We start from the raw sequence: 22,896 nt of genomic DNA on the forward strand, positions 1-22,896 counted from the left end.
CTCCCTGTGGGAGAGGGTCAGGGTGAGGGCATCAGCCCGCACTTTACCCCTCCTTTCCTTTCCCCTCTCTGTGCTACCATAAGTCCATATCACGCCCGTAGTAATCAGTAGAGTAAGCGTTATGTCCTCCAGACTTCTGACCACCAGCATTGCTGGCATTGATGCCTTTATGCGCGACCCACGCGGTGTGTTGACTCACGCCGAAGGCGGCACGGTTGCGGTTTTTGCCGACAACGCGCCGGCGTTTTACGCAATCACACCGGAACGTCTGGCACAGCTTCTGGAGATCGAAGCACAAGTGTCACGCCCGGCGAGCGATGTCACGCTGGATAGCCAGTTCTTTGATGAACCGGTTAACGTTCCCGTGACCGTTCCGATGGGCAAATTTGCCCTCTATGCGGGCTGGCAACCGGATGCGGATTTCCAGCGGCAGGCCGCGCTGTGGGGCATTGCGTTAACCCAACCCGCCACCGCGGAAGAGCTCGCCGCGTTTACCGCCTGGTGGCAGGCAGAAGGGAAAGTGTTCACCCACATTCAGTGGCAGCAAAAGCTCGCGCGTCATCTCCAGATTACCCGCGCCGGCAACAACGGCCAGCCAAAACGTGATATCAATGCGTTTTCAGAACCGGATAAACAGATCCCCAGCGGATTCCGAGGTGCGAAATGAAGAACGTCGGCGACCTGATGAAACGTCTGCAAAAAATGATGCCTGCCAACGTGAAGCCCGCTTTCACCACCGGTGAAGAGCTGCTGGCATGGCAAAAAGAGCAAGGTGAGATCCGCGCCGCCGCGCTCGCCCGCGAAAACCGGGCGATGAAAATGCAGCGCACCTTTAACCGTTCCGGTATCCGTCCCCTGCACCAGAACTGCTCGTTCGATAACTATAAAATTGAGACCACCGGGCAGATGAACGCGCTGGCCGCCGCACGGCAGTACGTGGATGAATTCGACGGCAATATCGCCAGCTTCATCTTTAGCGGCAAGCCGGGCACCGGAAAAAATCACCTTGCTGCCGCTATCTGCAACGAGCTGCTTCTGCGCGGTAAATCGGTTCTTATCATCACCGTGGCCGATATCATGTCTGCGATGAAAGACACCTTCAGCAACCGCGAAACCAGCGAAGAACAGCTGCTTAACGATCTGAGTAATGTCGACCTGCTGGTCATCGACGAGATTGGCGTTCAGACGGAATCGCGCTATGAAAAAGTGATCATCAACCAGATTGTCGATCGCCGCTCCTCGTCCAAGCGCCCCACCGGCATGCTGACGAACCACAATATTGACGAGATGACCCGCCTGCTGGGGGAACGCGTCATGGACCGCATGAAGCTGGGTAACAGCCTGTATGTCATCTTCGACTGGGAAAGTTACCGCAGCCGCGTCACCGGCAAAGAGTATTAAGACAGTTCCAGGAATCGCCGACAGGTCGCAGGTATATACTGGAACCCCTTCGGCCCAAAACGGACCTTTTTGAGAGAGCCATGATGAAAAAACAGATGATTGTCAGCACCCTTTTAGGCGCGCTGCTGGTGACCGGCGCAGCGCAAGCGGCGTCCTGGCAGGAGTCCCTGTCAAGCGCAGCAAACGAGCTGACCAAAGAGAGCAGCAGCACGCAGGGCGGACTCTCCGCCTCTTCCCTCACCAGCCTGCTGGGCAACAGCGGTCAGAGCCTGAGCGCGGGCACGATGAACAACGCGGCGGGGATTCTGGAATATTGCGCGAAGCAAAAACTGGCCTCCGTGACCGATGCGCAAAACGTGAAAAACCAGGTGCTGGGTAAACTGGGTCTGGATACCCAGGAGCAAAAAGCGGACACCAACTATATGGACGGCATTCAGGGCCTGCTTAACGCGCAGAACGGTCAGCAGCTTAACCTGAGCACCCTCGGCAACTCCTCTCTGGCCAAACAGGTGAAAACCAAAGCCTGCGATCTGGTGCTGAAACAAGGCGTTAATTTCATCTCCTGATCCACCCCATTTTCTGCCACAACACGCCGCGTTTAATGCGATAGTCTTGCAGCGCGGCGCTAAATGAGCGTTTTTCCCACCTGCCACCGTCTCAGCGTCCGTTTGTCAGGATGTGCACACCTTCATAAAAACGATTTTCTAAACCAAATCCTAACAACAGCACACTTTCGTGACACTAAAATTGCAGCTTAACGACATCGCAATTACATTGTATGACCCAAAAAATAAACAGTTAGCCAGCGAAGCATCTGGCGTCACGAGGATATGCTGTTGTCTGAATTCATGTCTCTTATCCTTTTTCTGGCTTCTGTCGGCGTTTACGCCTGCAAAGCCGGCCGTCACACCTGGTGGTTTATCGCCACGCTGGTTGTGCTCGGCATTTTTATTATTTTAAACATTACCTTATACGCCAGCGATTACTTTACCGGTGACGGCATTAACGATGCGGTGCTCTACACGCTGACAAACAGCCTGACGGGCGCGGGGGTCAGCAAGTACATTCTTCCGGGGCTCGGCCTTGTCGTCGCGCTGGTCACCATTTTTGGCGCGCTGGCCTGGGTGCTGCGTCGACGTCGCCATCATCCACACCATCATGGCTACAGCCTGCTGGCGTTATTCCTGGCGCTGGCCTCCGTCGACGCCAGCCCGGCGTTCCATCAGATCACCGAGCTGGTGAAATCCCAGTCGCGCGACGGCGATCCGGATTTCGTGGCTTACTACAAAGAGCCGTCGAAAACGATCGCCAACCCGAAGCTCAACCTGGTCTACATCTACGGTGAAAGCCTGGAACGCACGTACTTTGATAACGATGCGTTCCCTGACCTGACGCCGGACCTGGGTGCGCTGAAAAATGAAGGTCTTGATTTCAGCCACACCATGCAGCTGCCCGGTACGGATTACACGATTGCCGGGATGGTTGCCTCCCAGTGCGGTATCCCGCTGTTCGCGCCTTTTGAAGGTAACGCCTCAGCCTCCATGTCGACCTTCTTCCCGCAGAATATTTGCCTCGGCGATATCCTGAAAAACTCCGGTTACGAAAACTATTTTGTGCAGGGGGCAAACCTGCGCTTCGCCGGAAAAGATGTGTTCCTGAAATCCCACGGTTTTGATCACCTGTATGGCTCAGAAGAGTTAAAAACGACGGTTGCCGACCCAAACTACCGCAACGACTGGGGCTTCTATGACGATACGGTACTCGACGAAACCTGGAAGAAATTCGAGGAGCTGTCCCGCGCGGGCAAGCGTTTCTCTCTCTTTGCGCTGACGGTGGACACCCACCATCCGGACGGGTTTGTCTCGCGCACCTGCAAGCGCAAAAGCTATGACATTGATGGTAAAAACAATAAATCGTTCAGCGCCGTCACCTGCAGTCAGGAGCACATTGCCGCGCTGGTCGAGAAAATCAAAGCCTCACCCTGGTTTAAAAACACCGTCATCGTCGTTTCGTCTGACCATCTGGCGATGAAAAACAGCGCCTGGGATCAGCTCAACAAGCAGGATCGCAGCAATCTGTTCTTCGTCCTGCGCGGCGACCAGCCGCAGCAGGAGGAGATCGCCACCAAACGCAACTCCATGGATAACGGCGCCACCGTGCTGGACATCCTGGGCGGTGACAACTTTATTGGCCTGGGCCGGAGCACGCTGTCGGGGCAATCCCTGTCGGAAGTGTTCCTCAACATGAAGGAAAAAATCCTTGCCTGGAAGCCCGACATCATCCGCCTGTGGAACTTCCCGAAAGAGATGAAGGACTTCACCGTCGATCGGGATAAAAACACCATTGCCTTCTCGGGCAGCAACTTCCGTCTGCCGCTGCTGGTGCGCGTGTCGGAGGGACGCGTTGAGCCCCTGCCGGAAAGCGAATATTCCGCGCCGCTGCGCTATCAGCTGGCCGATTTTGCGCCACGCGATAATTTCGTCTGGGTCGACAGATGTTACAAGATGGGCCAGCTCTGGTCGCAGCCGCTGGCGCTCTCTACCGACTGGTGCGTCTCTCAGGGTCAGCTTGGCGGGGAGCAAACCGTACAGCACGTGGATAAAGCCCAGTGGAAAGGCAAAACCGCGTTTAAAGATACGGTAATTGATACGGCGCGCTATCAGCACAACATCGACATGCTGAAAATCAGCGACAACGATATTCGCTACAAAGCGGACAGCTTTATCTTTAACGTGGCCGGCGCGCCGGAAGAAGTGAAGCAGTTTAGCGGCATCTCGCGGCCGGAGTCCTGGGGACGCTGGTCAAACGCGCAGCTGGGCAATGAGGTGAAAATTGAGTACACCCATCCGCTGCCGGAACAGTTCGACCTGGTGATCACCGCCAGAGCGTATGGCCCTAACGCTAACAAGCCCGTACCGGTGCGCGTGGGCGATCGGGAGCAGACGCTGACGCTCGGGAACGACGTGAGCACGCATACGCTGCATTTTGAGAATCCTTCGCGCAGCAATACCCTGGTGATCGTCCCGCCGGATCCGCAGTCCACCAATGAAGGGAATATTCTTGGCCATTCACCGCGCGAGCTCGGAATTGGCATGGTCGAAATTAAAATTGTGAGTCGAGCAGGCTAATGGTCGACCTTAACATCACCCTTCGACCCACACGTCCCGGCGACGTTGCCGCCCTGCCCGCCATTGAACGCGCGGCGGGCGAGCGCTTTCGTGAAGACCCGGAGCTCGCCTGGCTTGCCGACGGTGAAGTCATTTCTGCTGAGAAGCACCTTGAGTATGTCGAACGTGGGCTAAGCTGGCTGGCGCGGGTGAACGACCGCCCCGTGGGGTTTATCCTCACCGAAGCGCACTCTTCGTCGCTGTTTATCGTGGAGCTTTCGGTCGATCTGAACTGGCAGGGAAAAGGGATTGGCCGGCAGCTTATCGCCTGTGCGGCTGACCATGCCCGCACGCTGGGGCTGACGTCGCTGACGTTGACGACGTTCCGGGACGTACCGTGGAACGCGCCGTTCTATGCAAAGCTAGGGTTTAAAAAAATGACGACGCTGACGCCTGAACTGCGTCAGAAAAGGGAAGAAGAGACAGCGCACGGTTTCGCGTATGAAACGCGCTGCGCCATGCGCCTGCCTCTGTAATATCGCCCGGTGGCACTGCGCTTACCGGGCCTACAAAACCCTGAACCGTAGGCCGGGTAAGGCGCAGCCGTCACCCGGCACAACGCACAGAGTTAGAACGTTTCCCAGTTATCGCCTGAATCGACCGTCGCGGTTTTACGCGCCATCACCGGCGTGGAAACCGCTTTAGCCGCAGCGAATTCGCGCGCTTTCATCTGCTCCTGCTGAATGCGGAACACCGCCACGGCCTGAGTCAGACGGCTCGCCTGCTCTTCCAGTGCGGCCGCAGCCGCGGCAGACTCTTCAACCAGCGAGGCGTTCTGCTGGGTCACGCGATCCATCTCAGCTACCGCCAGACCCACCTGGTCGATACCGCGGCTCTGCTCGTCAGACGCAGAGGCGATTTCACCCATGATGTCCGTTACGCGGGTCACCGCGTTCACGATCTCACCCATGGTTTCACCGGCGCTTTCTACCAGCGTTGAACCCACTTCCACGCGACCCACGGAGTCTTCAATCAGGCTCTTGATTTCACGAGCCGCCTGGGCACTGCGCTGGGCCAGGTTACGCACTTCACCGGCCACCACCGCAAAGCCACGGCCCTGCTCGCCCGCACGCGCCGCTTCTACCGCCGCGTTCAGTGCCAGGATGTTGGTCTGGAAAGCAATGCCGTCGATCACGCTGATAATGTCGGCAATTTTCTGCGAGCTGCCCGCGATATCGCGCATGGTCTGCACCACGTTATCCACCACTTTGCCGCCTTTCTGCGCGGTTTCGGAGGCGCTCAGGGCAAGATGGCTCGCCTGACGGGCGTTCTCGGCGTTCTGCTTAACGGTCGCCGTCAGCTGCTCCATGCTGGCAGCGGTCTCTTCCAGGGAAGCGGCCTGCTGTTCAGTACGGGAGGAGAGGTCGTTATTGCCCATCGCGATTTCACTCGCGCCGCTGTAGATCGCGTTCGCGCCGTTACGCACGTCGCCAACGGTACGCACCAGCTCACCCTGCATATGACGCAGCGAGTCGGCCAGTTCACCCATTTCGTTGGTGCCCTGAACCTCAATACGCTTCACCAGGTCGCCGCTGGCGATATGGCGAATGTTGTCGATCAGACGATTCAGCGGGGAGATCAGCGTCTGCTTGATGTTGAGCCAGACGGCCACGATCACCACCAGCACGGCAATCAGGACGCTAATCAGCACCCAGATAGCCTGGCTGAAGGAGCTGTTGCTGTCTTCGACCGCCATCTGGTACAGCTTGTCGTTCTGCTGCAGGTAGCTCACGTACTGCTTCTCAAAACCGTCCTGATAGCTCTGGGTCGGCTGGTCGAAGAAGGCGTTGATTTTGCCCGCGCCCAGCAGCTGGATCAGCTCCGCCAGCGCGCCGTGGTAAATATCATAGTTACGCTTGATCTCCATCGCTTCAGCGTCGTTTTGACGCGGATCGCGCGGCAGGGCTTCGTAGGCAGCCCAGTTTTTTTCCGCCTGTTTCAGAGACGTAGACGCGATTTGCATCAAATCGTTAACGGTCGCGCCGCTGCCGATATTGCTCTGATCCATCATGTAGCGGATACCCGCGCGGTTCAGGGTATTACGGGTTTGCAGCAACGCTACCCAGCTGGCGTTCAGCGTGGACTGTTGCTGGCGAATGGTTTGCAGGACGGTGAAATTCTCTTTGTCATTCTTCAGAGCATTAAAGAAAAGACCACCGGACGTGAGTTGTAAAAGGCCAAATATCGCTAAAACCAGCATTAAGCTGGTGACAATCTTGATACGGTTTAACATGTTTTCTCTTTCCTCAGGCAGATACAGAATTTTCGGCCTGGAAAGGGAAAACTTTACGAAAATCATCCTGGAATTTGGGGTTTTTACTCTTCTTCCCGCGCTGCGTTATGCCGGTTTCCGAGTTCAATAAACTCTTCCAGCAGCGCCGTCAGCTGTTTCATCTTCTCCGGCGTATATTCCGCCTCAATCTGCTGATACGCCTCTTCGACCTGCGCCTGAGCGTGTTCATACAGCGCATTCCCCTCTTTGGTCAGCGACACGTACAGCTTGCGCTGGTCGTTCACCGGCTTTAGGCGCAGCACCAGGCCGTCACGCTCCATGCGCGTCAGAATACCGGTCAGGCTCGGGCGCAGGATGCAGGTGCGAAACGCCAGATCGTGAAAATCCATCGACGGATGTTCAGCCAGCACGCGCACAATACGCCACTGCTGCTCGGTCAGATTATGGCGCTTCACGATCGGGCGGAAGTAGGACATCGCCGCTTCCCGCGCCTGCAGCAGCGCGATGGTTAATGAATCATGCATAGCCTCTTCCCTTCACATCATTAACAAGTAAACAATCACTAAAAGATGTTTTTATAAACAACACGTTTTCCCTCAAAAAGTCTAACAGAAACCCATCAATTTTATTAAGTCACTGATTTTAATACACATAAAACTCAATATGTAAATTTATTGTTATTCATATCACAAATTTTTCACTTCTGATTGCGAAATGAGCAGCAAAAGCATAAAACCAGATCATTAACATATTAATGAAATCCAAACAGGACATCCGGCCTGAGGAGTATGTGAATGAAAGGTACCGTTTTTGCCGTCGCCCTCAACCATCAAAGCCAGCGTGAAGCCTGGCGTGAGGCATTTGAAAAAGCCCCCTACAACACGCCGCCGAAAACAGCCGTGTGGTTTATCAAACCCCATAACACCGTGATTCGTGCGGGCGAACCCATTCCGTTCCCGCAGGGGGAAAAGGTGCTCAGCGGCGCGACGGTGGCGCTGGTGATCGGTAAAACCGCCAGCAAGGTACGCGTGGAGGACGCTGCGGAGCACATCGCGGGGTATGCGCTGGCCAACGAGGTGAGCCTGCCGGAAGAGAGCTTCTATCGCCCGGCCATCAAGGCCAAATGTCGTGACGGATTCTGCCCGCTCGGCGAACTTGTCGCCCTTGATAACGTAGATAACCTGACCATCATCACCGAGATCAACGGCCGCGAAGCGGACCACTGGAACACCGCCGATCTTCAGCGTAACGCTGCCGAACTGCTGAGCGCCCTGAGCGAGTTCGCCACCCTCAATCCCGGCGATGCGATCCTGCTCGGCACCCCTCACAGCCGCGTTGAGATCCGTCCGGGCGATCGCGTGCGTATTCTGGCGGAGGGCTTTCCGCCGCTGGAAAACCCGGTGGTGGATGAGCGCAACGTCACTATTGCGCACAGCACGCCGCCGCACGCCACGCTGTTTGCCCTCGGTCTGAACTATGCCGATCACGCCAGCGAGCTGGACTTCAAGCCGCCCACCGAGCCGCTGGTATTTATCAAAGCGCCGAACACCTTCAACGGCGACAACCAGACGTCGGTGCGTCCGAACAATATCGAATACATGCATTACGAAGCGGAGCTGGTGGTGGTCATCGGCAAAACCGCCCGTAAGGTGAGCGAAGCCGAGGCGATGGACTATGTTGCGGGCTATACGGTCTGCAACGACTACGCCATCCGCGACTACCTGGAAAACTACTACCGCCCGAACCTGCGGGTGAAAAGCCGCGACGGGCTGACCCCCATTTCCCCAAACATCGTGCCAAAAGCAGCCATTCCCGACCCGCACAACCTCGCCCTGCGCACCTTCGTTAACGGCGAGCTGCGTCAGGAAGGCACCACGGCGGATCTGATCTTCAGCATCCCGTACCTGATTGCGTACCTGAGCGACTTTATGACCCTGCAGCCGGGCGACATGATTGCCACCGGCACGCCGAAGGGGCTCTCCGACGTGGTGCCGGGCGATGAGGTGGTGGTGGAAGTGGAAGGCGTGGGACGCCTGGTGAACCGAATTGTGAGTGAGGAGACGGCAAAATGAAAAAGATTAACCACTGGATCAACGGTAAAAACGTCGCGGGCAGCGACTACTTCCACACTACTAACCCGGCCTCCGGCGAGGTCCTGGCAGAAGTGGCCGCCGGCGGCGAGGCCGAAATCCACCAGGCCGTTGCCGCCGCCAAAGAGGCGTTCCCGAAGTGGGCCAACCTGCCGATGAAGGAGCGCGCGCGCCTGATGCGTCGTCTGGGTGACCTGATCGACCAGAACGTGCCCGAGATTGCCGCCATGGAAACCGCCGATACCGGGCTGCCGATCCACCAGACCAAAAACGTGCTGATCCCGCGCGCCTCGCACAACTTCGAATTTTTCGCCGAGGTGTGCCAGCAAATGAACGGCAAGACCTACCCGGTTGACGACAAGATGCTCAACTACACCCTGGTGCAGCCGGTGGGCGTCTGCGCGCTGGTGTCGCCGTGGAACGTGCCGTTTATGACCGCCACCTGGAAGGTCGCACCCTGCCTGGCGTTGGGCAACACCGCGGTGCTGAAGATGTCCGAGCTCTCCCCGCTGACCGCCGACCGTCTGGGCGAGCTGGCCCTCGAAGCGGGGATTCCGGCGGGCGTGCTGAACGTGGTGCAGGGCTACGGCGCGACGGCAGGCGACGCGCTGGTGCGCCATCACGACGTGCGCGCGGTCTCCTTCACCGGCGGCACCGCCACCGGGCGCAACATCATGAAAAATGCCGGGCTGAAGAAATACTCCATGGAGCTGGGCGGCAAATCCCCGGTACTGATTTTTGAGGATGCCGACATCGAGCGCGCGCTGGACGCCGCCCTGTTCACCATCTTCTCCATCAACGGTGAGCGCTGCACCGCGGGCTCGCGCATCTTTATCCAGCAGAGCATCTACCCGGAATTCGTCAAGCGCTTTGCCGAGCGCGCCAACCGCCTGCGCGTGGGCGACCCGACCGATCCGACCACCCAGATTGGCGCGCTCATCAGCCAGCAGCACTGGGAAAAAGTCTCCGGCTATATCCGCCTCGGCATCGAGGAAGGCGCAACCCTGCTGGCGGGCGGCCCGGACAAACCGACCGACCTGCCTGCACACCTGAAAGGCGGCAACTTCCTGCGCCCGACCGTGCTGGCGGACGTTGATAACCGCATGCGCGTGGCGCAGGAGGAGATCTTCGGGCCGGTGGCCTGCCTGCTGCCGTTCAAGGACGAAGCGGAAGGGCTGCGCCTGGCCAACGACGTGGAGTACGGCCTGGCGTCGTACATCTGGACCCAGGACGTCAGCAAGGTGCTGCGCCTGGCGCGCAATATCGAAGCAGGCATGGTGTTCGTCAACACTCAGAACGTGCGCGATCTGCGCCAGCCGTTTGGCGGCGTGAAGGCCTCCGGCACCGGCCGCGAGGGGGGCGAGTACAGCTTCGAAGTGTTCGCGGAGATGAAGAACGTCTGCATCTCCATGGGCGACCATCCGATTCCAAAGTGGGGGATCTGAAAATGGGTAAATTAGCGTTAGCAGCGAAAATCACCCACGTGCCGTCGATGTACCTTTCCGAGCTGCCGGGCAAAAACCACGGCTGCCGCCAGTCGGCCATCGATGGACACAAAGAGATCAGCAAGCGCTGCCGGGAGCTGGGCGTGGACACCATCATCGTGTTCGATACCCACTGGCTGGTGAATAGCGCCTACCACATCAACTGTGCGGACCATTTTTCAGGCGTCTACACCAGCAACGAGCTGCCGCACTTTATCCGCGACATGACCTACGACTACGACGGCAACCCGGCACTCGGCCAGCTGATTGCCGACGAGGCGGTGAAGCTCGGCGTGCGTGCCAAAGCGCACAACATCCCGAGCCTGAAGCTCGAGTACGGCACGCTGGTGCCGATGCGCTACATGAACGCGGATAAGCACTTCAAAGTGATCTCCATCTCGGCGTTCTGCACGGTTCACGACTTCGCCGACAGCCGCAGGCTGGGCGAAGCCATCGTCAGCGCCATCGAAAAATACGACGGCACCGTGGCGGTCCTCGCCAGCGGCTCGCTGTCGCACCGCTTTATCGACGACCAGCGCGCGGAAGAAGGGATGAACAGCTATACCCGCGAGTTCGACCGCCAGATGGACGAGCGCGTGGTGAAGCTGTGGCGCGAGGGTCAATTTAAGGAGTTTTGCAGCATGCTGCCGGAGTACGCCGACTACTGCTACGGCGAGGGCAACATGCACGACACGGTGATGCTGCTGGGCATGCTCGGCTGGGACAAATACGACGGCAAGGTGGAGTTTCTCACCGAGCTGTTCGCCAGCTCCGGCACCGGCCAGGTCAACGCCGTTTTCCCCCTGCCCGCGTAAGGAGCCACCATGCCGCACTTTATTGCTGAATGTACCGACAACATCCGCCAGCAGGCCGACCTGCCGGGGCTGTTCGCCAAAGTGAACGAGGCGCTCGCCGCCACGGGCATCTTCCCGCTCGGCGGTATCCGCAGCCGCGCCCACTGGCTGGACACCTGGCAGATGGCCGACGGCAAGCACGATTACGCCTTTGTCCATATGACGCTGAAGATTGGCGCGGGGCGCAGCCTGGAGAGCCGGGAAGCCGTGGGGGAGATGCTATTTGGGCTGATCAAAGCGCACTTTGCGGAACTGATGGCGAGCCGCTACCTGGCGCTGTCGTTTGAGCTCGACGAACTGCACCCGACGCTTAATTACAAACAAAACAACGTGCACGCGTTGTTTAAGTAGCGGACCCACACCGCTTGTACCGTACATCGTAGGCCGGGTAAGCGCAGCGCCACCCGGCAACAACAGGATATCGCCATGCTAGACAAACATACCCATACCCTGATCGCCCATCGTCTGCACCAGGCGGAACAATCCCGGGAGCAGATCCGCGCGATCTCGCTGGACTACCCGGAGATCACCATCGACGACGCCTACGCCGTTCAGCGCGAATGGGTGAGCCTGAAGATCGCCGAAGGCCGCGTGCTGAAGGGCCACAAGATCGGCCTCACCTCCAAAGCGATGCAGGCCAGCTCGCAAATCAGCGAGCCGGACTACGGCGCGCTGCTGGACGACATGTTCTTCCATGACGGCAGCGACATTCCCGTCGATCGCTTCATCGTCCCGCGCATTGAAGTGGAGCTGGCCTTCGTACTGGCAAAACCGCTGCGCGGCCCGAATTGCACGATCTTCGACGTCTACAACGCCACGGATTACGTCATCCCCGCGCTGGAGCTGATCGACGCCCGCTGCCACAACGTCGACCCGGAGACCCAGCGTCCGCGCAAGGTGTTCGACACCATCTCCGATAACGCCGCCAACGCGGGCGTGATCCTCGGCGGCCGTCCGATTAAGCCCGACGAGCTGGACCTGCGCTGGATCTCCGCCCTGCTCTACCGCAACGGCGTGATCGAAGAGACCGGCGTGGCCGCAGGCGTCCTGAACCACCCGGCCAACGGCGTGGCGTGGCTGGCCAACAAGCTTGCGCCGTACGACGTGCAGCTTGAGCCTGGCCAGATCATTCTCGGCGGCTCGTTTACCCGCCCGGTGCCCGCCAGCAGAGGCGACACCTTCCACGTCGACTACGGCAACATGGGCTCCATCAGCTGCCGCTTTGTCTAGGAGAGCACGATGCAAAACGCATTTAAAGCGGCGCTGAAAGCAGGCCGTCCGCAAATTGGGTTATGGCTGGGGCTGACCAGCAGCTACAGCGCCGAGCTGCTGGCGGGGGCTGGCTTCGACTGGCTGCTGATCGACGGCGAGCACGCGCCGAACAGCGTGCAGACTGTCTTGACCCAGCTGCAGGCTATCGCCCCTTATCCCAGCCAGCCGGTGGTGCGCCCGTCGTGGAACGACCCGGTGCAAATCAAACAGCTGCTGGACGTGGGTGCGCAAACCCTGCTGGTACCGATGGTGCAAAACGCCGACGAAGCGCGGCTGGCGGTACGTGCCACCCGCTACCCGCCTGCGGGCATTCGCGGCGTCGGCAGCGCCCTGGCGCGGGCGTCGCGCTGGAACCGCATCCCGGACTACCTGCAGCAGGCCAACGACGCCATGTGCGTGCTGGTGCAGATTGAAACCCGCGAGGCGCTGAAAAACCTGCCGCAGATCCTGGACGTGGAAGGCGTCGACGGCGTGTTTATCGGCCCGGCGGATCTGAGCGCCGACATGGGCTTTGCCGGCAATCCGCAGCACCCTGAAGTGCAGGCCGCCATCGAGCAGGCGATCGCGCAGATACGCGCTGCCGGTAAGGCCCCCGGCATCCTGATGGCGAACGAGCAGCTGGCTAAACGCTACCTCGAACTCGGCGCGCTGTTTGTCGCCGTCGGCGTCGACACCACCCTGCTCGCCCGCGGCGCGGAAGCGCTGGCGGCACGTTTTATCGAACAACCGGTTACGTCAGTTAATAACAATAAATCCGTCTACTAAACGTAAGATCTGGAGCGCACCATGACGACCTCTACCCTGCAAACTCATGATAATAAAGCTGTTGAACACCGCGTCATTCACAAGCTGTTCCGGCGTCTGATCGTCTTTCTCTTTATCCTGTTTGTCTTCTCGTTTCTCGATCGCATCAACATCGGCTTCGCCGGGCTGACGATGGGTAAAGATCTGGGCCTCACGTCAACCATGTTTGGTCTGGCCGCGACGCTGTTTTACGTCACCTACGTGCTGTGCGGCATCCCGAGCAACATCATGCTGGCGAAGATCGGCGCGCGACGCTGGATCGCCGGGATCATGGTGGTGTGGGGCATCGCCTCCACCTGCACGATGTTCGCCACCAGCCCTGAAACGCTCTACGTCCTGCGCATGCTGGTGGGCATTGCCGAAGCCGGCTTCCTGCCGGGTATTCTGGTCTATCTCACCTGGTGGTTCCCGGCCTATCACCGCGCCCGCGCCAACGCGCTGTTTATGATTGCTATGCCGGTCACCATGATGCTCGGCTCGATCCTCTCCGGGTACATTCTGGCGATGGACGGACTGTGGAACCTCAAGGGCTGGCAGTGGCTGTTCCTGCTGGAAGGGCTGCCGTCGGTGGTGCTCGGCGTGGTGACCTGGTTTTACCTCAACGACACGCCGGATCAGGCCACCTGGCTGGATGACGACGAAAAGCAGGCGCTCAAAACGATGATCGCCCGCGAGCAGGAGGTCGCGATTGCCCAATCCGTCACGCCGCGTTCGACGCTGCGCGAGGTGCTGACCCCGGCGGTGCTGCTCTACACGCTGGCCTACTTCTGCCTGACCAATACGCTGAGTGCGATCAACATCTGGACGCCGCAGATCCTGCAAAGCTTCAACACGGGCAGCAGCAATATCGTCATCGGCCTGCTGGCGGCGATCCCGCAGTTCTGCACCATCCTCGGGATGATCTGGTGGAGCCGCCGTTCCGACAGGCTGAAAGAGCGAAAAAAGCACACCATCCTGCCGTACCTGTTCGCCGCGGCGGGATGGATGCTGGCCTCCGCGACGGATCACAGCCTGATCCAACTGCTTGGCATCATCATGGCCTCAACCGGATCGTTTACCGCCATGGCGATATTCTGGACCACGCCGGATCGGGTTATTAGCCTGCAGTCCCGCGCGGTGGCGCTGGCGGTGATCAACGCCATCGGCAACGTCGGATCCGCCGTCAGCCCATTGCTGATTGGGATCCTGCGCGACGCGACCGGCAGCTTCAGCTCCGGGCTGTGGTTCGTGGCCGGGCTGCTGGTGGTCGGCGCGCTGGTGCTGACGCGCATTCCGATGACGCAGCGGGATCAACAGAGGAACGGTCATGTGCCAGAGCCCTATCGCCAACATTGATATCAGCAAGGAGTACGACGAAAGTCTGGGCACCGACGATGTGCACTACCAGTCGTTCGCCCGCATGGCGGCCTTTTTTGGCCGCGACATGCAGGCGCATCGTCACGACCAGTATTTTCAGATGCACTTTCTCGATACCGGGCAGATTGAGCTCCAGCTCGACGATCACCGCTACTCGGTGCAGGCCCCGCTGTTCGTCCTCACGCCGCCGTCGGTACCGCACGCGTTTATCACCGAATCCGACAGCGATGGGCACGTGCTGACGGTGCGCGAGGATCTGATCTGGCCGCTGCTGGAGGTGCTTTACCCCGGCACGCGGGAGGCGTTCGGCCTGCCGGGGATCTGCCTTTCGCTTTCCGACAGGCCGGACGAGCTGGCGGCGCTGAAGCACTACTGGCAGCTGATTGCCCGGGAATCCACGGAGCAGCTGCCCGGGCGCGAGCATACCCTGGTCCTGCTGGCGCAGGCGGTGTTTACCCTGCTGCTGCGCAACGCGAAGCTCGACGACCACGCCTCAGGCGGCATGCGCGGCGAGCTGAAGCTGTTCCAGCGCTTTACCCAGCTGATCGACACCCACTACCACCAGCACTGGACGGTGCCGGAATACGCCAGCGAGCTGCACCTGACCGAATCCCGCCTGACCGATATCTGTCGCCGCTTCGCCAACCGCCCGCCAAAACGCCTGATCTTCGACCGCCAGCTGCGGGAGGCCAGGCGCTTGCTGCTCTTCTCCGACAGCACCGTCAGCGAGATTGCCTGGCAGCTGGGGTTCAAAGATCCGGCCTATTTCGCCCGCTTTTTTAACCGCTTAGTGGGGTGCTCGCCCAGCGCGTATCGGGCGCAGAAAGTACCGGTTTCCTGAACGCATCACGGTTCGTAGGGCGGGTAAGCGCAGCGCTACCCGCCGAAAAGCCGCACAGATCACAAAACCCAATCCCGCCCGAAAAGTACCCGCCGTTGTCCCAATCGTCCCTTCACGTTACGTCCCTCTCAGGCTTCAATTAAACAACAAAAACAAAACATAAATTTAACAACCCTATTCCGATACGAGGTCCCCTATGAAGCCTGAAGAGTTCCGCGCTGATGCCAAACGCCCGTTAACCGGCGAAGAGTATTTAAAAAGCCTGCAGGACGGTCGTGAGATTTATATCTACGGCGAGCGCGTCAAAGACGTCACCACCCATCCGGCGTTTCGCAATGCGGCGGCCTCCATCGCGCAGATGTACGACGCGCTGCACAAGCCGGACATGCAGGACACGCTCTGCTGGGGCACCGACACCGGCAGCGGCGGCTACACCCACAAGTTCTTCCGCGTGGCGAAAAGCGCCGACGACCTGCGCCAGCAGCGCGACGCTATTGCCGAGTGGTCGCGCCTGAGCTACGGCTGGATGGGCCGCACGCCGGACTACAAAGCCGCGTTCGGCTGCGCGCTGGGCGCCAACCCGGCCTTCTACGGCCAGTTCGAGCAGAACGCCCGGAGCTGGTACACCCGCATTCAGGAAACCGGCCTGTACTTCAACCACGCCATCGTTAACCCGCCGATCGACCGCCACAAGCCAGCGGACGAGGTAAAAGACGTCTACATCAAGCTGGAGAAAGAGACCGACGCCGGGATTATCGTCAGCGGCGCGAAAGTGGTGGCGACCAACTCCGCCCTGACCCACTACAACATGATTGGCTTCGGCTCCGCGCAGGTGATGGGCGAAAACCCGGACTTCGCGCTGATGTTCGTCGCGCCGATGGATGCCGAGGGCGTGAAGCTGATCTCCCGCGCCTCCTACGAGATGGTGGCAGGCGCAACCGGATCCCCGTACGACTATCCGCTCTCCAGCCGCTTTGACGAGAACGACGCCATCCTGGTGATGGATCACGTGCTGATCCCGTGGGAAAACGTGCTGATCTACCGCGATTTCGACCGCTGCCGTCGCTGGACGATGGAGGGCGGTTTCGCCCGCATGTACCCGCTGCAGGCATGCGTGCGTCTGGCGGTGAAGCTCGACTTCATCACCGCCCTGCTGAAAAAATCCCTGGAATGCACCGGTACCCTGGAGTTCCGCGGCGTGCAGGCGGATCTCGGCGAAGTGGTGGCCTGGCGCAACATGTTCTGGGCGCTGAGCGACTCCATGTGTTCTGAAGCCACCCCGTGGGTCAACGGCGCTTACCTGCCGGATCACGCCGCGCTGCAAACCTACCGCGTGATGGCGCCGATGGCCTACGCCAAGATCAAGAACATCATCGAACGTAACGTCACCTCCGGGCTGATCTACCTGCCCTCCAGTGCCCGCGACCTGAACAACCCGCAGATCGACCAGTATCTGGCGAAATACGTACGCGGCTCCAACGGCATGGATCACGTCGAACGCATCAAGATTTTGAAACTGATGTGGGATGCCATCGGCAGCGAGTTTGGCGGTCGTCACGAGCTGTACGAAATCAACTACTCCGGCAGTCAGGATGAGATCCGCCTGCAGTGTCTGCGCCAGGCGCAGAGCTCCGGCAACATGGACAAGATGATGGCGATGGTCGACCGCTGCATGTCCGAATACGACCAGCACGGCTGGACCGTACCGCACCTGCACAACAACAGCGATATCAACATGCTCGACAAGCTGCTGAAATAGCGCAGCGGGAGGTTGCAATGCATTCAGATGAACAACGCCTGCGTTTTCGCGACGCAATGAGTAGCCTGTCGGCGGCGGTCAATGTGATCACCACCGAGGGTGAGGCCGGACGCTGCGGCATCACCGCTACCGCCGTCTGCTCGGTGACCGACACCCCGCCATCAGTGATGGTGTGCATCAACGCCAACAGCGCCATGAATCCGGTATTTCAGGGTAACGGCAGGCTGTGCGTTAACGTGCTGAACCACGAGCAGGAGATCATAGCTCGTCATTTCGCCGGGATGACCGGAATAACGATGGAGGAGCGCTTTGCCCTCTCCTGCTGGCAAAAAGGCCCGCTGGCGCAGCCGGTACTCAAGGGCGCGCTGGCCAGCCTTGAAGGCGAGATTAGCCAGGTGCAAACCATCGGCACGCATCTTGTCTACCTTGTTGAAATTAAAAACATCATCCTGAGTGACGCAGGACACGGCCTGATCTACTTCAGGCGCCGTTTCCACCCGGTTATGCTGGAGGCGGAAGCCGCCTTGTAATCCCCCTCGCGCTGGCCTTTTTTTTCCGGCCAGCGCCGCTTTCTACAAAAACTCCTAAGGTTTCCGCTAAATCACGCCGTTATATAACCATAAGAGAAATTTTCTGTGCCTGAATACTGACATTCTGTGTCAGTGCACCCGCATCATTCAGCGCATACCTAAATATACAGGATGACCTTATGGCTAAAACGACGCGGAGCCGCTCGGCTGAACGTCTGGTCGATATTCTGGTTGAGCTACATTTAAACGGTGTGGTAAACCGCAGTGCGCTAATGGAGAAATTCAAAATTACCGAGCGCACCGTCTACCGGGATTTAAATGCCCTCTCTCCCATTGTTGAACATACAGGTAACGGGCTATATCGACTGATCCATTCGGCACAATCGCCCGGCGGACAAGGCTTACATCACACTCTTGCTAACTTCCTGAATGCTGATAGCTTTTTCCCTGAAAGAAATACGGAATTCTGGCAGAATCTTGAAACGCGCGTTGACGAAAACCATATTCTTATTCTTGCGAATGAAGCCGAACACACGGTACAACGTGATATTCGCCGTCATTTAACGAAAATCGAGAGATCGATTAAAAACCATAATGTTTGTCAGATTGTTTATAAGGGGAAAACCCGTCTGATTAATCCCTATAAACTCATTAACAAAAAAAATATATGGTATTTACAAGCCACCGAAAATAGCCGCCTGAAATCCTTCTCATTGAGTCAGATTAGCTGGTTTGATATTCAGAAAACGACCTTCACCCCGGAAGAAAATGTCCTTGCGCTGCTGGAAAAAAGCCTAGACCCCTGGGTCTCTGAAAATACTTTCGCGGTGAAAATATTCATCAAAGATAATATTTCACATTACTTCCTGCGTCGCGATCTTCTGCCGGAACAAGAGCTGCTGGCGGAGCAACAGGGCGGAGTCACGCTGCGCTGCCAGGCGGCCCACGAGAACCAGATCCTGCCGCTGCTGTTCTACTGGCTGCCTCATATTCAGATTCTGGAGCCGAACTGGCTGAAGGAAAAACTACTCGGAACGCTGGAGCACTATCTGGCGGTGGAGCGCAACCCGAATAATCAAGTGATCTCAATCACATAATTTCGCCCCCTGGCGGCGAGCCGAAACCGCTCGTCGCCCCCTTTGACCGCTCACCTGTCACTTTCAACCACTCATTCATTTACCGTCCTTTACACGCGCGAGGATCTGGCACGATCGCTCCAGCATTAATCAATACCTCCTCACAACGAACCCTGACCCTTTTTTCTTTACATAAAAAACCAGGTCTTACTATGGATACTAAAAAACTACTGAAGCACGTGCCCTGGGCCTTACTCGGGATCCTCGGCGCTTTTTGTCTGGCGGTTGTCGCATTACGCCGGGGCGAACACGTAAGCGCCCTGTGGATCGTGGTCGCGTCCGTTTCCGTCTATCTTGTTGCTTATCGCTACTACAGCTTGTACATCGCGCAGAAGGTTATGAAGCTCGACCCGACGCGCGCCACTCCGGCGGTCATTAACAATGACGGCCTGAACTACGTGCCAACCAACCGCTACGTGCTGTTTGGTCACCACTTTGCCGCTATCGCCGGTGCAGGCCCGCTTGTGGGCCCGGTGCTGGCCGCGCAGATGGGCTACCTGCCGGGTACCCTGTGGCTGCTCGCTGGCGTGGTGCTGGCGGGTGCGGTGCAGGACTTTATGGTGCTGTTTATCTCTTCTCGCCGTAACGGCGCCTCTCTGGGTGAGATGGTCAAAGAAGAGATGGGCCGCGTGCCGGGGACTATCGCCCTGTTCGGCTGTTTCCTGATTATGATCATCATCCTCGCGGTGCTGGCCCTGATCGTGGTGAAAGCGCTGGCCGAAAGCCCGTGGGGTGTCTTCACCGTCTGCTCAACCGTGCCGATTGCGCTGTTCATGGGTATCTACATGCGCTTCCTGCGTCCGGGACGCGTGGGTGAGGTGTCGGTGATTGGTATCGTGCTGCTGGTGGCCTCCATCTACTTCGGCGGCGTGATTGCGCACGACCCGTACTGGGGCCCGGCGCTGACCTTCAAGGACACCACCATCACCTTCGCGCTGATTGGCTATGCGTTTATCTCCGCGCTGCTGCCGGTCTGGCTGATTCTGGCCCCGCGTGACTACCTGGCCACCTTCCTTAAAATCGGCGTTATCGTCGGTCTGGCGATCGGCATCCTGCTGATCAACCCGGATCTGAAAATGCCTGCGGTAACGCAGTACATCGACGGTACCGGCCCGCTGTGGAAAGGCGCCCTGTTCCCGTTCCTGTTCATCACCATTGCCTGCGGTGCGGTCTCCGGCTTCCACGCCCTGATCTCCTCCGGTACTACGCCTAAGCTGCTGGCGAACGAGAAAGACGCGCGTCTGATCGGCTACGGCGCGATGCTGATGGAGTCCTTCGTGGCGATCATGGCGCTGGTTGCAGCGTCCATCATCGAACCGGGTCTGTACTTCGCGATGAACACCCCGCCGGCGGGTCTCGGCATCACCATGCCAAACCTGCACGAGATGGGCGGTGACAACGCGGCGCTGATTATGGCGCAGCTGAAAGACGCCAGCGCACACGCGGCGGCGACCGTCAGCTCCTGGGGCTTCGTGATTTCGCCTGAGCAGATCATGCAGACCGCGAAGGACATCGGCGAACCGTCCGTGCTGAACCGCGCAGGTGGCGCTCCTACACTGGCTGTCGGTATCGCACACGTGTTCCACAAAGTGCTGCCGTGGGCGGACATGGGCTTCTGGTACCACTTCGGTATTCTGTTCGAAGCGCTGTTCATCCTGACCGCGCTGGACGCCGGTACCCGTGCAGGCCGCTTCATGCTGCAGGATTTGCTCGGTAACTTCGTGCCGTTCCTGAAGAAAACCGACTCTCTGGTAGCGGGCATCCTGGGTACGGCGGGCTGCGTCGGCCTGTGGGGCTACCTGCTGTATCAGGGCGTTGTCGACCCACTGGGCGGCGTGAAGAGCCTGTGGCCGCTGTTCGGTATCTCTAACCAGATGCTGGCTGCCGTGGCGCTGGTGCTCGGTACCGTGGTCCTGGTGAAGATGAAGCGCACTAAATACATCTGGGTCACCGTGGTTCCTGCGCTGTGGCTGCTGCTCTGCACCACCTGGGCGCTTGGCCTGAAGCTGTTCAGCGCCAACCCGCAGCTGGAAGGCTTCTTCTTCATGGCTAACCAGTACAAAGAGAAGATTGCCGCAGGCGGCGCGGATCTGACCGCGCAACAGATTGCCAACATGAACCATATCGTGGTGAACAACTACACCAACGCGGGTCTGAGCATTCTGTTCCTGGTGGTGGTGTACAGCATTATCTTCTACGGCATCAAAACCTGGTTGAAAGTGCGTAACGCTGAAGGCCGTACGGATAAAGAAACCCCGTACGTGCCGGTGCCGGAAGGCGGCGTGAAGACCTCTTCACACCATTAATCCAGCATGTAACTGTAGGCCCGGATCGCTGCGCGCCACCGGGCTTTTTCTTATCAGGACAGGTTATGTTTGGTAACTTAGGCGAAGCAAAAAAATACCTCGGTCAGGCGGCGAAAATGCTGATTGGCATTCCGGACTATGACAACTACGTTGAGCATATGAAGACCAACCATCCGGATAAGCCGTACATGACCTACACCGAATTCTTCCGCGAGCGTCAGGAAGCGCGCTACGGCGGAAGTGGAGAAGGCGGCGTCCGCTGCTGCTAAAGGAGAGACCATGACCCCGATTGCCGTTACCCTGCTGACCGGTTTCCTCGGCGCCGGTAAAACCACCCTGCTGCGCCACATCCTGAATGAACAGCACGGCTTTAAAATCGCCGTCATCGAAAACGAATTTGGCGAAGCCTCCGTAGACGACCAGCTGATTGGCGATCGCGCCACGCAGATCAAAACCCTGACCAACGGCTGTATCTGCTGCACCCGCTCTAACGAGCTGGAAGACGCCCTGCTGGACCTGCTCGACAGCCGCGATCGCGGCGAAATCGACTTTGACCGTCTGGTGATCGAGTGCACCGGCATGGCCGACCCCGGCCCGATTATTCAGACCTTTTTCTCTCACGAGATCCTTTGCCAGCGCTATCTGCTGGACGGCGTCATTGCCCTGGTCGATGCGGTCCACGCCGATGAGCAGATGAATCAGTTCACCATCGCCCAGTCTCAGGTGGGCTACGCCGACCGCATCCTGCTGACCAAAACCGACGTGGCGGGCGAAAGCGTTAAGCTTCGCGAGCGCCTGACGCGCATCAACTCCCGCGCGCCAATTTACACGGTGACGCACGGCGATATCGACCTGTCCCAGCTGTTCAACACCAACGGCTTTATGCTGGAGGAGAATGTCACCGCAAAACCGCGCTTCCACTTTATGGGAGACAAGCAAAACGACGTGGCGTCAATTGTGGTGGAACTGGACTACCCGGTGGACATCAGCGAGGTTTCGCGCGTGATGGAGAACCTGCTGCTGTCGTTTGCCGACAAGCTTCTGCGCTACAAAGGGATGCTGTGGATTGACGGCGAACCCAACCGCCTGCTGTTCCAGGGCGTTCAGCGCCTGTACAGCGCCGACTGGGACAGACCTTGGGGCGATGAAGTGCCGCGCAGCGTGATGGTGTTTATTGGTATACAGCTGCCGGAAGAGGAGATTCGGGCGGCGTTTGCGGGTCTGAAGAAATAACCGCCATGCATCCCCTCTCCTCTGTAATTTATTAACCTGAAACGATGAATTTTGTATCAGGAAAATGAATAAATTACAGCGATGTTCTGGTCCGGCTGTAAATCGCCGAAGCGTTTCCGTAGGGCCGGGGCGAGGCGCAGGGATGCGCCGAGAGGGCGTGGCCTGCAGGGATGCAGGCTCATGCCCGACCCGATAGCCCGAAGGAATAAGCTGAGGGCACCGCGAAGCGGCGATTTACCGCCGGGAGCCCGGGTCGCCAGGGTGGTGGCGATTGAGCCACCCTGGCACGTTCACAGGTCATGCCGTTACAGAGTAGCAAGGAACATAAAGTGAACGGAATGACCTCCACAGCCGTATGTTCCCCCTCACCCCAGCCCTCTCCCTCAAGGGAGAGGGGGCCGTCTGTGCAGGCATTATTTTGTGGGGATAC

The 22,896-nt window shown here is 58.5% G+C and carries 21 protein-coding genes; 19 read left to right on the forward strand and 2 right to left on the reverse strand.

Annotation, left to right across the window (positions count from 1 at the left end):
* Nucleotides 1-121: 121 nt before the first annotated feature.
* The 5 genes from dnaT to BM007_RS13345 all read left to right on the forward strand — a co-directional run bounded on the left by dnaT (nucleotide 122) and on the right by BM007_RS13345 (nucleotide 5,044).
* Nucleotides 122-667, forward strand: a complete 546-nt coding sequence (gene dnaT, locus BM007_RS13325; RefSeq protein WP_024908281.1) for a primosomal protein DnaT — start codon at nucleotides 122-124, stop codon at nucleotides 665-667.
* Entirely contained in the window at nucleotides 664-1,401 is a 738-nt protein-coding gene (gene dnaC / locus BM007_RS13330; protein ID WP_032643964.1) for a replicative helicase loader DnaC, read from the forward strand. Before dnaT ends, dnaC begins: the two co-directional genes overlap by 4 nt.
* Nucleotides 1,402-1,484: 83 nt before the next feature.
* Nucleotides 1,485-1,967, forward strand: a complete 483-nt coding sequence (locus BM007_RS13335) for a YjjA family protein (protein ID WP_061716004.1) — start codon at nucleotides 1,485-1,487, stop codon at nucleotides 1,965-1,967.
* Between the two features lie 270 nt (nucleotides 1,968-2,237).
* The gene (gene opgB, locus BM007_RS13340; RefSeq protein ID WP_090419424.1) at nucleotides 2,238-4,529 is read left to right on the forward strand and encodes a phosphatidylglycerol--membrane-oligosaccharide glycerophosphotransferase; all 2,292 of its coding nucleotides are present in this window, start codon (nucleotides 2,238-2,240) and stop codon (nucleotides 4,527-4,529) included.
* Nucleotides 4,529-5,044 carry a GNAT family N-acetyltransferase gene (locus BM007_RS13345; RefSeq protein ID WP_090419156.1) on the forward strand — a complete coding sequence of 172 codons (516 nt, stop codon included), beginning with the start codon at nucleotides 4,529-4,531 and terminating at the stop codon, nucleotides 5,042-5,044. Before opgB ends, BM007_RS13345 begins: the two co-directional genes overlap by 1 nt.
* Before the next feature lie 92 nt (nucleotides 5,045-5,136).
* Here the strand turns inward: BM007_RS13345 and tsr are convergent, their stop codons facing one another.
* Nucleotides 5,137-6,801: a methyl-accepting chemotaxis protein gene (gene tsr / locus BM007_RS13350; RefSeq protein ID WP_048991744.1), complete on the reverse strand. Its 1,665-nt coding sequence runs from the start codon at nucleotides 6,799-6,801 to the stop codon at nucleotides 5,137-5,139.
* Between the two features lie 83 nt (nucleotides 6,802-6,884).
* Nucleotides 6,885-7,325, reverse strand: coding sequence for a homoprotocatechuate degradation operon regulator HpaR (hpaR, locus tag BM007_RS13355; protein ID WP_023334396.1), 441 nt, complete (start codon nucleotides 7,323-7,325; stop codon nucleotides 6,885-6,887).
* A 270-nt stretch (nucleotides 7,326-7,595) separates the two neighbouring features.
* Here hpaR and hpaG point away from each other — a divergent pair, with 270 nt between their 5' ends.
* The 14 genes from hpaG to yjiA all read left to right on the forward strand — a co-directional run bounded on the left by hpaG (nucleotide 7,596) and on the right by yjiA (nucleotide 22,466).
* A complete protein-coding gene (hpaG, locus tag BM007_RS13360; RefSeq protein WP_090419159.1) occupies nucleotides 7,596-8,873 on the forward strand; it encodes a 4-hydroxyphenylacetate degradation bifunctional isomerase/decarboxylase in 1,278 nt (425 codons plus the stop codon).
* Nucleotides 8,870-10,336, forward strand: a complete 1,467-nt coding sequence (hpaE, locus tag BM007_RS13365) for a 5-carboxymethyl-2-hydroxymuconate semialdehyde dehydrogenase (protein WP_024908287.1) — start codon at nucleotides 8,870-8,872, stop codon at nucleotides 10,334-10,336. The genes hpaG and hpaE overlap by 4 nt, the downstream gene beginning before the upstream one ends.
* A 2-nt stretch (nucleotides 10,337-10,338) precedes the next feature.
* Nucleotides 10,339-11,190: a 3,4-dihydroxyphenylacetate 2,3-dioxygenase gene (hpaD, locus tag BM007_RS13370; RefSeq protein ID WP_032649922.1), complete on the forward strand. Its 852-nt coding sequence runs from the start codon at nucleotides 10,339-10,341 to the stop codon at nucleotides 11,188-11,190.
* Nucleotides 11,191-11,199: 9 nt separating this feature from the next.
* The gene (locus tag BM007_RS13375; RefSeq protein WP_024908289.1) at nucleotides 11,200-11,580 is read left to right on the forward strand and encodes a 5-carboxymethyl-2-hydroxymuconate Delta-isomerase; all 381 of its coding nucleotides are present in this window, start codon (nucleotides 11,200-11,202) and stop codon (nucleotides 11,578-11,580) included.
* Between the two features lie 75 nt (nucleotides 11,581-11,655).
* On the forward strand, nucleotides 11,656-12,459 hold the full coding sequence (hpaH, locus tag BM007_RS13380; protein WP_090419162.1) for a 2-oxo-hept-4-ene-1,7-dioate hydratase: 804 nt from the start codon (nucleotides 11,656-11,658) through the stop codon (nucleotides 12,457-12,459).
* Nucleotides 12,460-12,468: 9 nt separating this feature from the next.
* Complete coding sequence (hpaI, locus tag BM007_RS13385; protein ID WP_090419165.1) at nucleotides 12,469-13,266, forward strand: 4-hydroxy-2-oxoheptanedioate aldolase; 798 nt, start codon at nucleotides 12,469-12,471, stop codon at nucleotides 13,264-13,266.
* A gap of 21 nt (nucleotides 13,267-13,287) precedes the next feature.
* Nucleotides 13,288-14,640, forward strand: a complete 1,353-nt coding sequence (hpaX, locus tag BM007_RS13390; RefSeq protein ID WP_090419168.1) for a 4-hydroxyphenylacetate permease — start codon at nucleotides 13,288-13,290, stop codon at nucleotides 14,638-14,640.
* Nucleotides 14,612-15,502, forward strand: coding sequence for a 4-hydroxyphenylacetate catabolism regulatory protein HpaA (gene hpaA / locus BM007_RS13395; protein WP_024908293.1), 891 nt, complete (start codon nucleotides 14,612-14,614; stop codon nucleotides 15,500-15,502). Before hpaX ends, hpaA begins: the two co-directional genes overlap by 29 nt.
* Nucleotides 15,503-15,698: 196 nt before the next feature.
* Nucleotides 15,699-17,261: a 4-hydroxyphenylacetate 3-monooxygenase, oxygenase component gene (gene hpaB, locus BM007_RS13400; protein WP_045335599.1), complete on the forward strand. Its 1,563-nt coding sequence runs from the start codon at nucleotides 15,699-15,701 to the stop codon at nucleotides 17,259-17,261.
* A gap of 17 nt (nucleotides 17,262-17,278) precedes the next feature.
* Nucleotides 17,279-17,791 carry a 4-hydroxyphenylacetate 3-monooxygenase reductase subunit gene (locus BM007_RS13405; RefSeq protein WP_090419171.1) on the forward strand — a complete coding sequence of 171 codons (513 nt, stop codon included), beginning with the start codon at nucleotides 17,279-17,281 and terminating at the stop codon, nucleotides 17,789-17,791.
* Between the two features lie 179 nt (nucleotides 17,792-17,970).
* The gene (locus tag BM007_RS13410) at nucleotides 17,971-18,888 is read left to right on the forward strand and encodes a helix-turn-helix transcriptional regulator (RefSeq protein WP_024908296.1); all 918 of its coding nucleotides are present in this window, start codon (nucleotides 17,971-17,973) and stop codon (nucleotides 18,886-18,888) included.
* A gap of 191 nt (nucleotides 18,889-19,079) precedes the next feature.
* A complete protein-coding gene (locus tag BM007_RS13415) occupies nucleotides 19,080-21,233 on the forward strand; it encodes a carbon starvation CstA family protein (RefSeq protein WP_024908297.1) in 2,154 nt (717 codons plus the stop codon).
* 65 nt (nucleotides 21,234-21,298) lie between these two features.
* Nucleotides 21,299-21,502, forward strand: a complete 204-nt coding sequence (locus BM007_RS13420) for a YbdD/YjiX family protein (protein ID WP_003856610.1) — start codon at nucleotides 21,299-21,301, stop codon at nucleotides 21,500-21,502.
* 10 nt (nucleotides 21,503-21,512) lie between these two features.
* Nucleotides 21,513-22,466, forward strand: a complete 954-nt coding sequence (gene yjiA, locus BM007_RS13425) for a GTPase (protein WP_090419174.1) — start codon at nucleotides 21,513-21,515, stop codon at nucleotides 22,464-22,466.
* Nucleotides 22,467-22,896 lie beyond the last annotated feature (430 nt).

It is taken from the genome of Enterobacter sp. NFIX59, from assembly GCF_900113755.1.
Classification (GTDB): domain Bacteria; phylum Pseudomonadota; class Gammaproteobacteria; order Enterobacterales; family Enterobacteriaceae; genus Enterobacter; species Enterobacter pseudoroggenkampii.

Bases quoted from the DNA above. Each gene is read 5' to 3' on its own strand.
- hpaB (WP_045335599.1), top strand. From the start codon at position 15,699: ATGAAGCCTGAAGAGTTCCGCGCTGATGCCAAACGCCCGTTAACCGGC.
- hpaX (WP_090419168.1), top strand. From the start codon at position 13,288: ATGACGACCTCTACCCTGCAAACTCATGATAATAAAGCTGTTGAACAC.
- BM007_RS13335 (WP_061716004.1), top strand. From the start codon at position 1,485: ATGAAAAAACAGATGATTGTCAGCACCCTTTTAGGCGCGCTGCTGGTG.
- hpaG (WP_090419159.1), top strand. From the start codon at position 7,596: ATGAAAGGTACCGTTTTTGCCGTCGCCCTCAACCATCAAAGCCAGCGT.
- BM007_RS13405 (WP_090419171.1), top strand. From the start codon at position 17,279: ATGCATTCAGATGAACAACGCCTGCGTTTTCGCGACGCAATGAGTAGC.
- hpaD (WP_032649922.1), top strand. From the start codon at position 10,339: ATGGGTAAATTAGCGTTAGCAGCGAAAATCACCCACGTGCCGTCGATG.
- hpaI (WP_090419165.1), top strand. From the start codon at position 12,469: ATGCAAAACGCATTTAAAGCGGCGCTGAAAGCAGGCCGTCCGCAAATT.
- tsr (WP_048991744.1), bottom strand. From the start codon at position 6,801: ATGTTAAACCGTATCAAGATTGTCACCAGCTTAATGCTGGTTTTAGCG.
- BM007_RS13415 (WP_024908297.1), top strand. From the start codon at position 19,080: ATGGATACTAAAAAACTACTGAAGCACGTGCCCTGGGCCTTACTCGGG.
- BM007_RS13345 (WP_090419156.1), top strand. From the start codon at position 4,529: ATGGTCGACCTTAACATCACCCTTCGACCCACACGTCCCGGCGACGTT.
- yjiA (WP_090419174.1), top strand. From the start codon at position 21,513: ATGACCCCGATTGCCGTTACCCTGCTGACCGGTTTCCTCGGCGCCGGT.
- hpaE (WP_024908287.1), top strand. From the start codon at position 8,870: ATGAAAAAGATTAACCACTGGATCAACGGTAAAAACGTCGCGGGCAGC.
- hpaA (WP_024908293.1), top strand. From the start codon at position 14,612: ATGTGCCAGAGCCCTATCGCCAACATTGATATCAGCAAGGAGTACGAC.
- hpaR (WP_023334396.1), bottom strand. From the start codon at position 7,325: ATGCATGATTCATTAACCATCGCGCTGCTGCAGGCGCGGGAAGCGGCG.
- BM007_RS13420 (WP_003856610.1), top strand. From the start codon at position 21,299: ATGTTTGGTAACTTAGGCGAAGCAAAAAAATACCTCGGTCAGGCGGCG.
- dnaT (WP_024908281.1), top strand. From the start codon at position 122: ATGTCCTCCAGACTTCTGACCACCAGCATTGCTGGCATTGATGCCTTT.
- dnaC (WP_032643964.1), top strand. From the start codon at position 664: ATGAAGAACGTCGGCGACCTGATGAAACGTCTGCAAAAAATGATGCCT.
- BM007_RS13375 (WP_024908289.1), top strand. From the start codon at position 11,200: ATGCCGCACTTTATTGCTGAATGTACCGACAACATCCGCCAGCAGGCC.
- hpaH (WP_090419162.1), top strand. From the start codon at position 11,656: ATGCTAGACAAACATACCCATACCCTGATCGCCCATCGTCTGCACCAG.
- BM007_RS13410 (WP_024908296.1), top strand. From the start codon at position 17,971: ATGGCTAAAACGACGCGGAGCCGCTCGGCTGAACGTCTGGTCGATATT.